We start from the raw sequence: 14937 nt of genomic DNA on the forward strand, positions 1-14937 counted from the left end.
GTCAAAAGTCGTGTAAGACATTGAGTCCATTCTGTCTTTGCATCAGGTGCTTACCCGGTCGGAAACAGGGTTGACTGGTGCAGCGAAGCGAAAACTACTCGTTACTGGCATCAACTTGCGCTGTTCTAGCTTAGCGATATGCTACGCCTAAGGCTCACGGGACGGGCCTTTCAGGGGAGAGGGAATGTATCTAGAAAAGCTGTTGATGCGCAATTACCGTTCATTCAATGAAATCGAGATCCCACTTTGCGAGGGTCTGACGGTCTTTGTTGGTGAGAATAACGGCGGCAAAAGCAACGCGATTGACGGCATCCGCCTGCTTACACCACCGCTGAGTGGTCGTCGTGAGATCTACTGTGAGCCGTCAGATGTGCGCTTTGGTAGTGCGGATCGATGCTTTGACATTGAAGGCCGTTTTACCGGACTCAGCCCGGGACAGAAGGGACGCCTGATCACCGCCGCGACTGACCCACACATTTCGGGCTGTTCCTTTGGGTTGCGGTATGAGGAGAGGGGCGGGCGCATTCCAGGTCGCGCTCAGTTCTGGGCGGGGCAGCATCGTGGTGTAGCGGAGCAGGGGGCTCACGAGATGGTGAGGCATGTTTACCTGCCTCCGCTGCGGGATGCAAAGCGCGCCTTGGCGTCCGGCAACTCCACGCGCATTTATAGCCTGCTCAAGCACTTCCTTGGTGAGATGAGCCCCGACCAGTTGGCGACGACGCTCCAAAGGAAGACCAATGCCGATGTGCTCGACAGGGTTGGTGCAGCAGTTGGGGTCAGCCTGGGAGCTCTGACAGGTGGGGTCCGCCAGCAAGGTGCTTCGCTCGGCTTTGCTAGTGATGAAAAGCTCCTCGACATTGCTCGTGACCTAAGATTCAGAATGGCCGATCACGATATCGAGCCGGAGGATCTCCGCTATTCGGGCCATGGATATGCCAACTTGCTCTACATGGCAACCATCGCCATTGAGCTCGAGAAAGTGAGCGAGGCAGATCTCACGATATTCCTCGTTGAGGAGCCAGAGGCACATTTGCATCCTCAGTTGCAGGCCGCAGTTCTAAGCTTTCTCGATGATCAGACGCAGAAGTCGCGAGCGCGTGCTCTGCTTGCTGGAACCGCTTGTGCCGGAGAGCTGCAAGTTGTGGTGGCAACGCACTCCCCTAATCTTTCCGCGTGGGTTGATAGCGCCAAGCTTGTATTTTTCCGCTCGGCCAGCCCTAAGGGTCGAGTCAGCGGCAAACAAGAGATTGATGTTGATGAGCCTGAGGCTTCGCTTGCGGGCGTTCCCGCAGAGGTTCTAAGTGACATTGAGCCCAGCCCGGTTCTCCCCGCATCGCGCCCCCGTCGCCATAGTCAGGTCATACCATTGGCGAGCATCTCGCTTGACGCAGTTGAGCGCCGCAAGGTGGATCGTTACCTTGACGTGACAAAGTCCGCCATGCTCTTTGGTGGGCGCGTGCTTTTGGTTGAAGGCATTGCGGAAGCACTCCTTCTGCCAGTGATTGCCAAGAAGTTTGTGCTGAAAGATCAGCCTGACAAGCTCAGGCTGTTTCGCTCAGCTGTTTTTGTCCCAATTGACGGCGTAGATTTTCAGCCCTACGTCAAGCTTCTGCTCTCGCGATACGCAGGTGCTTGCATAGCTGATCGGGTCGTTGTCATCACGGATGGTGATAGAGGTGAGGCTCAAGGCCAATCTTTGACGCCTGGCCAAGCACGTAGAGACGAACTCTACAACACTGCTGCGCTCCTTAAAAGTGGAGATCTTCTTGATGTAGAGATCAATGACTATTCTTTTGAACCTGCGTTGCTTGAAGCTGGAAACGGTGAGCTGATGGCAAAAATATATTGCCAACTTCACCCGCGCTCTGCGGAGAAGTGGGATGCCGCTATGAAACTGGTTGGCGCGGAACGATCATTGGCTATCCAGGCTATCTTCAAGGACGTTCGAAAGGGCGAATATGCCCATGCACTTGCTGAGGCGCTGCGCAAAGATGGACAGGTGTTAAATGTCCCTAAATACCTGGCAAGCGCGATCACGCAGCTGACCTCATGAGAAACGCTTTAAGGTTTGTTCCCACAGCTGAACAGGCTAAGATCATCGGCCACGGTGGCTCAGCTTTCGTTGAGGCATGCCCCGGTGCGGGGAAGACCAAGGTAATGGTCGAGCGCGCTCGCCAGGTCGTTGCCTCGACGGCGACCGTTTTCGGTCGAGGATTAGCCTTCCTTTCCTTTACACGCGCAGCGGTCTCCGAGCTTGAAAGCCGTCTCTACTCAGAAGGCGTAATCGGTAAGCCAACCTTTCCGCACTTCGTCGGCACCTTTGATAGCTTTGTCTGGCAGTTCTTCATCGCACCATTCGGTGTTCCTGGCGTTGCGCAATCGCCTCATCTCCTTCCGGACAAGGACAAGTTGGATATTGCGCCAAACAATGGGATGAGAGGAATTCCACTTGGATGTTTTGATCGTGAAACAGGCGTCGCGATTAAAGCCAAGATCGAAAGGATTGGTTTTACAGGAGGTTTGCTTAATTACGAAACGACTGCCCGAATTGTTCGAGAGCGCTTCTTGGATCGGGCGGTGTTGGACTTTGACGATGCCCGGCATCTTGCTCTGCAGAGACTTCGAGACAAAAAAAGCGGCGCCGCTTTACGTCGAGCCCTGCAAGCGCGATTTGTGGAGATCATCGTTGATGAGGCACAGGACTGTAATCCAGCTGATCTGGAAATTGTCGCATGGTTGCGCGACGCGGGAGTGCCGATTAAAGTTATCTGTGATCCTAACCAATCCATATACAGTTTTCGGGGAGGTGTGGGAGACGAGTTGAAGGCTTTTGCTGCTACATTTCCTGACGAAGATCGTTTGCCGCTTGCTGGGAATTTTCGATCGGGAAGCAACATTGCCAAAGTCATCGTGGCGCTGCGTGAGCCTTCGGCGCGGGGGCGGCCGGACGAAGCCTTAGGAAAGCATCGTGATGAGCCAACGCCTGTCCATTTATTGGCGTATGCAGGGCACTCAGCGCCCGTGGCAGTGGGCTGTAAATTTGAGGCTCTCACAGCTTCCCTGTCTCTTAACCACACCCAATGCCCCATCATCGGTTCGACATTGAATGCAGCAAGGGCTGCATCCGGGCAGCCGAAGGAAGAGCCCGATGGGGGGCTGTCTTACCGCTTAGCCGTCTGCGTCGACACCTATCATCGCGCAGTGGATATGCGATTAAAGGGCGATGCCTTGGAGGGCTTTCACAGAATTGCCTTAGAACTCTCCGGTGCACTAGATAACGCGACCTACCACCAGCACTTGATCGAGGCCGAGATAGAACCTAATCAATGGCGCCCTAGTGCTATCGCGACTCTCGAAGCGCTCCGATTTCAGCCTGATAAGCACACCACGGTTGAGAGGTGGCTTATCGATGCTCGCGATGTGCTTCGACACCTTCTACCAGCCGGTTCAGCATCGATTGCCCGGAAGCTGCAAAATAAGAAAGAACTCGCTACGGCGTTTTCGCTTGGTAGCGTGTCTAAACATCCTGCGCACACTATTCATGCGGTCAAAGGCAAGGAGTTTGATGCGGTCTGTGTCGTGTTGGCGCCGAAGACTGCAAAAAAAATTGTGGACTGCCTTATCGAAGGTGGGACCTCAGAAGATCTTGAGAGCGCGCGGAAAATCTATGTGGGTGCGTCGAGAGCTCGCCGACTCCTTGTCATAGCGGTTCCGAAGTCCCAAGCGAAACGGCTCCACACGCATCTGTTGGGGACCGGGGCCCTCGTCGCACTTTCTGATGTCTAAGATTAATGCTTCCTGGAAAATCTGTCGATGCACGATGTCAGATTAAGGGTTGGGGTGAACAACGCTTTATTTTAATTTTCAGTGCCGTTAAAGAGCTGGTGATCATTCACCAAAATTTTCAGCAAGGATCGCCGTCTCTAGTTACCCGTCTTCAGCTAATTTTTTCAATTAATGCGCATTCTTTGAATAATACTACAGCGTGACGGAAAAGATCCGGCAGATGGCCCGCGAGGGTATCGAACACACGATTGTAATGGGCCAGTCAAAAGTAGGCATTTTGTCGAGCGAGAAAGAGGCGGCCATTTGTTGCCGATCATGAGCTTCTGGAAGAATTTTCTGCTTTTACGAGATTGCAGCAAACGTAGGGGTCCGCATAATATTGAGGTCTTTATCGCCCTTTCTTTATAAAGTATGAATGGAAATTATAAATCCATGGAAAATTGTTTTTTATTTATTTTAATAAGTTATAATTGCCGCTCATCATAATCAAAAGGAGTAAACATGAAAAAGCACCCCCCGTCATCAACCCTAGAAATTGGTAGCAAGGAATGGGAACAGGCTCGCATCTGGGAAGAGCATGAAAGGATTAGACTCTCAGTGCCCCAAGGAATAATTGAAAATCCCCCTGTCCGGAAGATGTGATACAAGGATTCGCCATGTATAGCTGCAAATGAAGCCTCCCTCACCGGAGGCTTTTTCTCTGTGTGTTTTCCAATGAGACGCACTTTTGGCTGGCCAGCTTTCGTATTTTTTCAGAAAATTGCTGCCTTGGGTCCTCCGCAGAACATCGGTTAACATTTAAGGCTGCATGTTGTTGTCCAGCGCTCTAAAGCTCTCTCTGTAAGATGCCTTAGCGCTTTCAGCGTTGGTGCCTCCTCAGTCTCGTTTCATTTTAGTTTTTCCATCCTGTCGTTCGCGACTTGGTCGTCCTCTTCTTTGCTGCTTGTTCCCGTCGTCGTTCCATGTGGCGAACCTGCTTGAACGACCGATTAAATTGCCCTGGTGTGTAAGCAGGTAGAGGAAGTGGAGGGCCAAACTGCTCAATGGCTGAAAAGCGAGCGGGGACGGAAGGCGGATCGACGTAATGCTTCAAGCCTGGCGGAAGCGTCAACTCGTGCCCGGTGATTTGTTGGGAAATGGGAAGCGAGATGCCGTGCTCATTGACCAGCGAGTTGGACAATGTGTGCCGGAAGCAGTGAAAGCTTTTGAGCCGTTGGGTCAGCCCTTGCTTGATCGCATAGGCCCGGAACTGATCCCCAAGCGCGTCGCCGTAGCCGTTTTCGGCGTTGTAGGGCAAATGCGGGAACACCCGCTCAAAGCCTGCGCGCTTGACCTCATCCACATAGACCAAGAACCCAGCATCGATCAGGGATGTGGGCAGGGGCACAAAACGGGAGGAGTGGGGGTTCTTCAAGCGCTGATCCGGCTTGGCTCCCCGGAAATGCACGCCCCAGAAGTCACCGACCTTGCCGATGTCTTCGACATAGAGCTGCGCGACTTCGTTGACCCGAGCACCGGTCGCAAATCCCAACAGCGTGCCAAACCATCGGTGCGGATACTTTTTGGCCCAAGACGTGAACGCATTCAGCTCGAGCAGTGCTTCGAGCTCAGCCTGGCTAAACGGATCACGGCTCGGCTCATCGGTGAGCGATTTGGCGCGATTGAGGATGGCTTTGTGAGGCGCCTTGCTAATCAGGTCTTCGTTGGCCAAGGCGTTGAAGAAGGACGCAATACGATCCCGATGCTTTTCCTTGGTGCGCATGCTCAGCAGTTCATGACCACCTTGCCGCGCCTTGCTCAGGATTTCGACAGGGGTGAGGCCGGCGAACACCGCCTTCTTGGTGGCGTTGCTGGGGTAGTGCTCAAGCGCATCCAGGAACTTTCGGACGTCATCGGTCTTGTAGTCCTCGACCGGCTTGTCGCCGACAAGCGCCACAAAAAGACCCAGGCTGTGCTCGGTATCCAGCACGTTTTTCGCGCTTCGCCCAACACGCCGCATCTCACTGATGTGGATGGTGGCGCGCTCTGACAGCAGCGGTCCGGCGCTCTTCACAGAAGCCAGTTGCTGAAGAGGGAGGTGTTTCAGTGCGTCCAGCAGCCGAGCATGATCCTCAGCGCCGTTGGCAGACAGCTCCACGCCACCGACCTTGATGGTGTAGGGGCGGGCTTCGTTCCCTTGCAACGCGGCCAGCGCCTGGCTCAGCAAATCGTCCCGCATGCCCGCTCCCTGCCGCATCTGATCGAATGCTTCCGAGAGTGCCACAGCAGTTCGTGCCACGGCCAGGCGGGCAGCATCACCCAGGGCCAAGCGAACGGGACGGACAAGGTAGCGCGAGCCAATGATGGCTTGCAGGTCGGTCGGGACGAAGAAGCGCACGTAGAGCCCAGCAGGGCGGCGCAGAAAATAAGGCTTCGGCACGGGGTTTGATACCTCGTTTGATACCTAACGCAGGCTCAAACTGAACATCAAACCCCGGGCCTAACCTTTGCGAAATCAAGCACTTACTGCTCTTTTCCGCGATCAGATGGTGGAGGTGGGCGGAATCGAACCGCCGTCCGGAAGCACTCCATCCCCAGCACTACATGCTTAGCCCTCCGTTAGATCTCGTTCCCAGGCAGCACGGTTGGCAAAGCGCACCTGGAAACCAGCCTGCTTTATCTGACCGGTAGCTGACAGGCAGCCACTACCGATGGTTCCGTGATAATGACCCTACACCTACGAGCACGGGCACAAGTAGGTTCGGGGGTTCGCCTTAGGCGGCTGTAGAACTACAACTAAAGCCAATTAAGCGGCGATAGCGAAGTCCGAACCGTAGTTGTCATCGTTGGCAACTAAAAGTTTGCTGCTGGATTAACGAGGAAAGCTGCCCCCTCGGCATGCGCCAAGCGACTTCGCGACCCCCGTCGAAACCAGTGCACCCCCGGGGAAAGCAATAAAACGCTGACCGGGTCAGTGTAGGGATCGGCGCGCCCTGTCACAAGTGGTGAGATGCGCAACGCTTACAGTGGCTTCAGTCCCGTACCGAACGGAACAGTCTGCATACGAAGGAGCGACGCGATGGCGACAAGCAAGCCCCCACGTTCGAAACCTGCACGCGCGCTGCCGCGCAAGGCGGCTGCAAGCACGCAACAACCGGCGCGGCCGCGCGCTGCGCGCGCGCAGCAGGCCGGGACCCAGGAGTCCACAGCGACCCGCGTGCAGGGCAAGGCGCGCACGGTGATCTACATCCATGGCATCGGCAACAAGCCGCCGGCCGATGTGCTGCGTTGTCAGTGGGACAAGGCGTTGTTCGGGCGGCCCATGGGCGAGCGCACGCGGCTGGCGTACTGGGTCAATCGCGAGCGGTATCCAGTGGCCGAGCCGGGCAATTGCGACGCGCGCGATGTGGGGCCGGCGCTCAATCAAAGCGTGCAGCGCGCCTTGAGTACGCTTGGCCTGGTGCCGGGCGAACAGGACCTGCACCTGTTGGCAGACGCGCTGGCGCAGAGCGAGCAGGAACGCACCGATCTGCATCGGCTGCTGGACGAGCTTCAGGGCACGCCCGTGCCCGGCAGCGTGCAGGCCAAGGGCGCCATCGATGCGATCAACCGGGTGTTACTGCGGCTGATTTCCGCTGCATTGTTGCAGGATGTGCATGATCTGTTCTTCGTGCCGGAACGTGCGGCGTTGATGCGCGAGAGTCTGGCGCAGCGGCTGCGCGCAGGGGGCGGGCCATTCGTGGTGGTGGCGCACAGCCAGGGGTCGATGATCGCCTTCGATGTGCTGCGCCAGCTGAAGGCCGCCGATTGCGAGGTCAGTTTGTTCCTCACCCTGGGTTCGCCACTGGGCTTGCCGCAGGTGCGCAGCATGTTCAAGCGCTGGACCGGCACGCGCAAATTGCCGTTTCCCGAGTGCGTACAGCGCTGGATCAATGTGGCCGAAACGCGCGACCCGATCGCGCTGGACCCGGACCTCACCGACGACATCGCCAATGCCAAAGGACGTTTCGAGAACCTGGCCGCTGCGCGTTTGAATCCGGATTGGCAGCACAACCCGCATTCGGCTTCGGGCTATCTGTCCATTCCGCAGGTGCGCGCCGCGGTGCGCCAAGCCGTGGGTGTGGGCTTCGATCAGCCGGTGTCCAATGCAGTGCTGATCAAGGACCTCAGCGAGCAGCTCGAAGCGCATGGCCCTGAGTACCGGCACGATGTGCTGATCGAGCTGGATCGGCGCGTGTTGGGGAACGACCCTGCCGGTGTGCGCGCATTGCTGTTGCAGCATGTGCGCGAAGCCGCTGCGCGTACCACCGGCCTGAGCGGCGATGCGCTGGATGAGGCGATCGAGCTGGAAGACAGCCTGCAGCGTTTCGTGTCTGCGCGACTGACCCGATTCGAGATCGAGTCGCTGCAGGATCGCTACCGCGCGTTGGGCTTTCGGCGGGTATGGCGCGATGCCGGAAAACGCGCGTTGATCCATGTGTCGGGCAATGTGCTGCATGCCGATGCGGCACGCACGGCGTATCGCGCACGCGGGCAGCAGATCGGTTGGGCGGTGATGGATACCGGCATCGTGGCCGATCACCCGCATTTTTTCGTCAAGGGTGAACGCGACACCGTGGTGGCACAGTGGGATTGCACGCGGCGCGGCGCGCCCAAACGGCTGACCCGCGCCGATGGCACGGCGTTTACCCGGCTCGATCGGCATGGCCACGGCACGCATATCGCCGGCATCATCGCCGGCCAGTGCCGCGCGTCGATCCCGGAGGCGGGCGGCACGCCCGGCCGTCCGCTGGAATTTTCCGGCATCGCGCCGGATACCCAGCTGTATGGCTTCAAGGTGCTCGACAATGCCGGAAACGGCCGCGATTCGTGGACGATCAAGGCAGTGCAGCAGGTGGCCGACATCAACGAGCGTGCCGGCGAGCTGGTCATCCATGGCGTCAATCTGAGCCTGGGCGGCTGCTTCGACCCGGAGAGCTACGGTTGCGGGTTTACGCCGTTGTGCAACGAATTACGCCGGCTGTGGCGGCAAGGCGTGCTGGTGGTGGTCGCGGCCGGCAACGAAGGCCTGGCCTGGTTGATGCGCAACGACGGTGACGCATATGCGGCCAACATGGATCTGTCGATCAGCGACCCGGGCAATCTGGAAGACGCCATCGTGGTCGGTTCGGTGCACAAGAGCAGTCCGCACAACTATGGCGTGTCGTATTTTTCCTCGCGCGGGCCGACCGCCGACGGCCGCAGCAAGCCGGATGTGGTCGCGCCAGGGGAGAAGATCCTGTCGGCCTACTACGACTTCGACCCGAACGACCCGACCAGCCTGATGGTGGAGATGAGCGGCACCAGCATGGCCGCACCGCATGTCTCCGGCGTGCTGGCCGGCTTCCTGTCGGCGCGCCGTGAGTTCATCGGCTTCCCCGATCGGGTCAAGCAACTGCTGCTGGATACCTGCACCGACCTGCAGCGCGACCGCTATGTGCAGGGCAGGGGAGTGCCGAATTTGATGCGGATGCTGGGAACGACGTGATCCGGGAATCGGGAGTGGGGAATCGGGAATCGTAAAAGCGACCAGCATCCACGACCTCAGCTCGTGCTCAGCCGGCTATATCGCCTGCCGTTGCGGGAAAGGATCTTGCCGTTGCGATTCCCAATTCCCAATTCCCAATTCACGCATCGCGGTTATGCCGCCGCATCACGCGCTGCTTGTCGCGCTGCCAGTCGCGGTCCTTGGCGGCGTCGCGCTTGTCGTGATTCTGCTTGCCCTTGGCCAGGGCGATTTCCAGCTTGACCTTGTTGTTGCTCCAATACAGCGCGGTAGGCACCAGGGTGTAGCCTTCGCGCTCCACGCGTGTGAGCACCTTGTCGATCTCGGCCCGGTGCAGCAGCAGTTTGCGGTCGCGCCGTTCCACTGGCACCGTGTGGGTGGAGGCCTGGATCAGCGGCGTGATCTGTGCGCCGATCAGGTAGATCTCGCCGGAGCGCACATAGGCATAGCCGTCGACGATGTTGGCGCGGCCGGCGCGGATCGCCTTGACCTCCCAGCCCTGCAGTGCCAGGCCGGCTTCGTAGCGTTCTTCCAGGTGGTATTCGTGGCGCGCACGCTTGTTCAACGCGATGGTTTTCGTGGCCTTCGCGCCGTTTGCTTTATCCTTGGTCTGTTTCTTGCTCATCCGCCCATTGTCGCCGATTCGGTGTCGTCAAACGATCTTCCGTCTTTCACAAGTTAGCGAATGCCTACCATCCGTCGCAGCGCCCTGGTCGAACACAGCGCCTCCCGCATGTTCGATCTGGTCAATGATGTCGCCGCCTATCCGCGCCGCTTCGGCTGGTGCGACGCTGCCAATGTGCTCGAGCAGGACCAGGCGCACATCGTGGCGCGCCTGGATTTGGGGCTGGGGTCGTTCCGCACCTGGTTCACCACCGAGAACATCCTTGAACGCCCGGAGCGCATCGTCATGCACCTGCGCGATGGCCCGTTCAAGCGCCTGGAAGGCCTGTGGGAGTTCCAGGCGCTGGGCGAGGGCGCCTGCAAGGTGAGTCTCACCCTGGAGGTCGAAACCAGCTCGCGGCTGCTTGGCCCGGCGCTGGCGCTGGGGTTTCAGGGCCTGGCCGATCGCATGGTCAATGATTTCGTGCGCGTCGCCGACCGCGGCGACGTCTAGGTTGCGCAGCGGCATGCGCATCGAAGTCGTGCTGGCCTGGCCGGATCGCTACAGCTCGGTACACCTGGAATTGCCTGAAGGCGCAACGGTGGCCGAAGCCGTTGCCATGTCCGATCTGGCGGTGGAGCGGGCCCCCGCCGCGTATGCGGTGCACGGGCTGATCGCGCGGCCGGAGCAGGGGTTGCGCGACGGCGACCGGGTCGAATTGCTCAGGCCGCTGTTGCTGGATCCGAAGGAAGCCCGCCGCAGGCGTGCCGGACCAAGCAAGAAAGCCGGCCCCAACCGCTAGCGATTGCCAGCGCTGCGACGACGCAGACTCGCTGCAACGCCATCGCTGCTGACGGCGTGTCTCGAAGAATCAGCCGTGTTGGTTGAGTTCGAACGAGCGCGCTTGGACTAAGACATGCGACAGACAGCACGATCGATCGGTCCTGGGAGTCAGCGCTGTAGAGTCACTGAAGCGCTCTGTTGGCATCGGGCAAAACGAAAAACGCATCCGTTCGAAGGGATGCGTTTTGGGTCCGATCAAGCGATCACGAGACCGCCCGGTAACCGCATCAACGGCCGCGTTGCTTCTTCTTGTCGCGGGCCAGGTTGCGGCCGAACTGCTTGGGCGCGGCTTTGGCCAGTTGCTCGTCCTGCGACGGGAAATAGTCGCCTTCCCAGCGTGCGACCTGTTCGTTCTCGAAGAACACGGTGAAATTCTTGATCTCGGTACGCGCCAGACGGTCCACGCGCTGCGTGGAGGTGTAGTCCCAGCGCTGGGCATGGAACGGGTCGGGGATCGAGGGCGTGCCCAGCAACGCACTGACCTGCTGCTTGCTCTGGCCTACCTGCAGTTGCTCCACGGCGTTCTGTTTGATCAGATTGCCCTGGTAGATCGGCTGCTTGTAGATGATGCCGCAGCCAGCGGTGGAAAGAGCAATGGCGGCGACCAGCAGGAGATTACGCATCGGGGATTAAGTGCTGAGGAAATCACGCCGATGATACACTTCCGCCGGTCGCCGCGACCCGTTTGATGGCAGCTGGCGCTAAATCGCCAATGAACGGAGAACGTATGGAAACCCACGACCTGCGCAAAGTCGGGCTCAAGGTGACCCATCCGCGCATGCGGATCCTGGAACTGCTCGAACAGAAGAGCAATCAGCATCACCTCAGCGCAGAAGACATCTATCGCCAACTGCTCGATCACGGCGACGAGATCGGGCTGGCGACGGTCTACCGGGTGCTGACCCAGTTCGAGGCGGCCGGCCTGGTGCTGAAGCACAATTTCGAAGGCGGGCAGGCCGTCTACGAGCTGGACCGCGGCGGTCATCACGACCATATGGTGGACGTGGATACCGGTCATGTGATCGAGTTCGAGAGCGAGGAAATCGAGGCGCTGCAGCGCCAGATCGCCGCCAAGCATGGCTACGAACTGGAAGAGCACTCGCTGGTGCTGTACGTGCGCAAAAAGCGTCCGCGTTGAGTTCAGTGTCTGCAGAGATCTAATGACAGGGCGGCTTCGGCCGCCTTGTGCGTGCTGGGGCGTGTTGGTGGGTTTGCTGCAGGCCCATGCTCCCATCCGCCCTTCGGGCACCTTCCCCCCAGGCGGGGGAAGGGAGACTCATCAGCGGGGGAGGGAACGGGGACTGTGAATTTGCGAACGACCGGCCCCGCTCAGGCGCTTTGCAGCAGCTTGCGGGCGGCCGCGCGCGCTTCCTTGCTCACTTCCACACCACCCAGCATGCGTGCCAATTCTTCCTGGCGGGCCTGCGGGCCGAGCAGTTCGACCGCACTCTGGGTCATGCCGTCCACCGGCGCCTTGCTGACCCGGTAATGCGCGTGGCCCTTGGCGGCGACCTGCGGCAAGTGGGTAACGCACAGCACCTGGCGCTCTTCGCCCAGCGCGCGCAGCTTCTGCCCGACGATGTCGGCCACCGCGCCGCCGATGCCCGAATCCACTTCGTCGAACACCATGGTGGGCACGCTGTCCAGGCCCAGCGCCGCCACTTCGATGGCCAGCGAAATGCGCGACAGCTCGCCGCCGGAGGCGACCTTGCGCAAAGCGCGCGGGGGCTGCCCGGCGTTGGCGGCGACCAGGAATTCCACCCGTTCGGCGCCATTGGGGTCCGGCCGGGGGCTCTCGTGCGGCTGTAGCTGGATCAGGAACTGCCCGCCGCCCATGCCCAACTCGCCGATCAGCGCGGTGGTCGCGGCCGACAACGCCTCGGCGGCGGCGGTGCGGCTGTCGCTGAGCACGCCGGCCGCGCTGCGCCAGGCGCCGGTGGCGATTTCGATGTGCTTGTCGAGCTGCTGCAGGCGCTCGTCGGCGCCGCGCAGGCTCTCGACTTCGGCGCTCAGGTGGTCGCGATGCGCGGCCAGTTCGTCCGGCGTGACGCGGTGTTTGCGGGCCAGGTCGTGCAGGCGGCCAAGGCGGCGCTCCATCGCCTCGAACTGGGCCGGGTCGGCCTCCAGGTCGTCGCGCACACGGTCGAGCAGGGCCAGCGCTTCCTCGATCTGGATCACGGCGCTGTCCAGCAGCGCGTCCACTTCGCCCAGCCGCGGTTCGTGTTCGGCCACGCGCGACAAATCGTGGCGGCTGTCCTGCAACAGGCCCAGGGCACTGGCGCCGTCGTCGCCGTTGAGCTGCTGGGCGACGCTGTCGCAGGCACCGATCAGCGCGGTGGCATGGGCCTGGCGGCGGTGATTGACGTCCAGTGCGGCAATCGCGGCCGGATCCAGGTCCTCGCGTTCCAGTTCGGCCAGTTGGTGTTCCAGAAAGCCGATCCGGTCGGAGACATCGCCTTGCGCGGAGAGCGCATCACGCTCGTCCAGCAGCGCCTGCCAGCGCTGGCTGGCCTGGCGCACCTGCTCGCGCTGGGCGCTGTTGCGGGCGTAGGCATCGAGCAGGGCGAGCTGGCTGTGCCGGGCCATCAGCGCCTGGTGCTCGTGCTGGCCGTGGATTTCGACCAGTCTCGAGGCGAGTTCCGCCAGTTGCGAGGAGGTGACCGGGCGGCCGTTGATCCAGGCGCGCGAGCCGCCGTCGGCGCGGATGATCCGGCGCAGCTGGCATTGCGCCTCGTCGTCGAGTTCGTTGTCGGCCAGCCAGCGCAGCCCGGGATGCTCGGCCGGCAGCTGGAATTCGGCCGACAGTTCGGCGCGCTCGGCGCCATGACGCACCACGCCGCTGTCGGCGCGCAGGCCGGACAGAAAGCCCAGCGCGTCCACCATCAGCGACTTGCCGGCGCCGGTTTCGCCCGATACCACGGTCATTCCCGGCCCGAATTCCAGTTCGGTGGCACGGACAACGGCGAAATCCTTGATCGAGAGGTGTCTGAGCATGAGGTCGAGTGTGAACGCTTTGGGGAAGCTTAGGGTGGCAGGGGCAGACGGGGAATCGGACGCTTGCCATCCCCGGGGCCAGACATTATCTATGCGCTGTCTCACCGGATGATCCCATGCGCGCGTCCCAGTCCCCAATGCTCGACCCCCGCGCCCGCCAGTTGCTGCGCACCCTGATTGCGCGCTACATCCGCGACGGCGAGCCGGTGGGGTCAAAGACGCTGGCCCAGCATGCGGGGTTGGACGTCAGCCCGGCCACCATCCGCAATATCCTGGCCGACCTGGAAGACGTCGGCCTGCTCAGCTCCCCGCATACCTCGGCCGGACGCGTGCCCACTGCGCATGGCTACCGGGTGTTCGTCGACAGCCTGGTGCAGATGCAGCCGCCTGGCGAAGAGGAAGTCCGCCGCCTGCGCGCGGAGCTGGCCAGCGGCAACGGCACGCAATCGTTGCTGGGCAGCGCCTCGCAGATGCTGTCGGCGATGAGCCACTTCGTCGGCGTGGTCAGCGCGCCGCGCCGCGAGCAGTTCGCGTTCCGGCATATCGACTTCGTGGCGCTGGATGCGCGCCGCGTGCTGGCGATCCTGGTGTTTGCCGACAACGAGGTGCAAAACCGCGTGATCGAGCCGCGCCGCGCTTACGAGCCGGCCGAGCTGGAACGGGTGGCCAATTACCTCAATGCGCAGTTCGCCGGGCGCGCGCTGGCCGACATCCGCGCCTGCCTACTGCGCGAGCTGCGCATGGCCAAGAGCGAGATGGAACAACTGCTGGCGCACAGCGTGGACCTGGCCAGCGAGGCGCTGGTACCGGCCGATGCCGAGGACATGGTGATGGCCGGGCAGACCCGGCTGATGGGCGTGCAGGACCTGTCGGATCTGGATCGCCTGCGCGAACTGTTCGAGGCCTTCGCCAGCAAACGCGAGATCCTGCAGCTGCTCGAACGCACCATCCAGGCGCCGGGCGTGCGCATCTTCATCGGCGAAGAAACCGGCATGGTGTCGCTGGAAGACGTCTCGCTGGTCACTGCACCTTACGCCGCCAATGGCCAGGTGCTGGGCGTGCTGGGGGTGATCGGGCCCAAACGCATGGCCTACGACCGGCTGATTCCGCTGGTGCAGACCGCCGCCGACGTGCTGGGCGCGGCCATGGAGTCGCCCGGTACGCGATAACCGGCATCGATCGGCGC

At 60.6% G+C, this 14937-nt stretch carries 11 protein-coding genes and 1 other RNA gene; 7 read left to right on the plus strand and 5 right to left on the minus strand.

Annotated features, from left to right (window positions below; translation table 11 throughout):
* Positions 1–184: 184 nt before the first annotated feature.
* Complete coding sequence (locus tag J7396_RS11240; RefSeq protein WP_184442127.1) at positions 185–2053, plus strand: AAA family ATPase; 1869 nt, start codon at positions 185–187, stop codon at positions 2051–2053.
* A complete protein-coding gene (locus J7396_RS11245) occupies positions 2050–3786 on the plus strand; it encodes an ATP-dependent helicase (protein WP_184442129.1) in 1737 nt (578 codons plus the stop codon). Before J7396_RS11240 ends, J7396_RS11245 begins: the two co-directional genes overlap by 4 nt.
* A gap of 892 nt (positions 3787–4678) precedes the next feature.
* Here J7396_RS11245 and J7396_RS11250 read toward each other — a convergent pair.
* Positions 4679–6205, minus strand: a complete 1527-nt coding sequence (locus J7396_RS11250) for a site-specific integrase (RefSeq protein ID WP_209261472.1) — start codon at positions 6203–6205, stop codon at positions 4679–4681.
* Between the two features lie 107 nt (positions 6206–6312).
* Positions 6313–6709, minus strand: a transfer-messenger RNA (tmRNA) gene (ssrA, locus tag J7396_RS11255).
* Positions 6710–6844: 135 nt separating this feature from the next.
* Here ssrA and J7396_RS11260 point away from each other — a divergent pair.
* Positions 6845–9292, plus strand: coding sequence for a S8 family serine peptidase (locus tag J7396_RS11260; protein ID WP_209261473.1), 2448 nt, complete (start codon positions 6845–6847; stop codon positions 9290–9292).
* Between the two features lie 139 nt (positions 9293–9431).
* Here the strand turns inward: J7396_RS11260 and smpB are convergent, their stop codons facing one another.
* Positions 9432–9935, minus strand: a complete 504-nt coding sequence (gene smpB, locus J7396_RS11265) for an SsrA-binding protein SmpB (RefSeq protein ID WP_209261474.1) — start codon at positions 9933–9935, stop codon at positions 9432–9434.
* Between the two features lie 60 nt (positions 9936–9995).
* Between smpB and J7396_RS11270 the strand changes: the two genes are divergently transcribed.
* Both J7396_RS11270 and J7396_RS11275 read left to right on the plus strand, forming a co-directional pair.
* A complete protein-coding gene (locus tag J7396_RS11270; protein ID WP_008577248.1) occupies positions 9996–10427 on the plus strand; it encodes a type II toxin-antitoxin system RatA family toxin in 432 nt (143 codons plus the stop codon).
* Between the two features lies 1 nt (position 10428).
* The gene (locus J7396_RS11275; RefSeq protein ID WP_008577246.1) at positions 10429–10716 is read left to right on the plus strand and encodes an RnfH family protein; all 288 of its coding nucleotides are present in this window, start codon (positions 10429–10431) and stop codon (positions 10714–10716) included.
* 268 nt (positions 10717–10984) lie between these two features.
* Here J7396_RS11275 and bamE read toward each other — a convergent pair whose 3' ends face one another.
* Positions 10985–11380 carry an outer membrane protein assembly factor BamE gene (bamE, locus tag J7396_RS11280; protein ID WP_008577244.1) on the minus strand — a complete coding sequence of 132 codons (396 nt, stop codon included), beginning with the start codon at positions 11378–11380 and terminating at the stop codon, positions 10985–10987.
* 104 nt (positions 11381–11484) lie between these two features.
* On the opposite strand from bamE, the gene fur reads away from it, so the two are divergent.
* The gene (gene fur / locus J7396_RS11285; protein ID WP_005988392.1) at positions 11485–11895 is read left to right on the plus strand and encodes a ferric iron uptake transcriptional regulator; all 411 of its coding nucleotides are present in this window, start codon (positions 11485–11487) and stop codon (positions 11893–11895) included.
* Between the two features lie 191 nt (positions 11896–12086).
* On the opposite strand, the gene recN is transcribed toward fur, so the two are convergent.
* On the minus strand, positions 12087–13751 hold the full coding sequence (gene recN / locus J7396_RS11290; protein ID WP_014089801.1) for a DNA repair protein RecN: 1665 nt from the start codon (positions 13749–13751) through the stop codon (positions 12087–12089).
* Between the two features lie 137 nt (positions 13752–13888).
* Here recN and hrcA point away from each other — a divergent pair, with 137 nt between their 5' ends.
* A complete protein-coding gene (gene hrcA / locus J7396_RS11295; protein WP_008577240.1) occupies positions 13889–14920 on the plus strand; it encodes a heat-inducible transcriptional repressor HrcA in 1032 nt (343 codons plus the stop codon).
* The last annotated feature ends 17 nt before the right edge of the window (positions 14921–14937 follow it).

It is taken from the genome of Xanthomonas sp. A1809, assembly GCF_017746015.1.
Taxonomy (GTDB): domain Bacteria; phylum Pseudomonadota; class Gammaproteobacteria; order Xanthomonadales; family Xanthomonadaceae; genus Xanthomonas; species Xanthomonas euvesicatoria.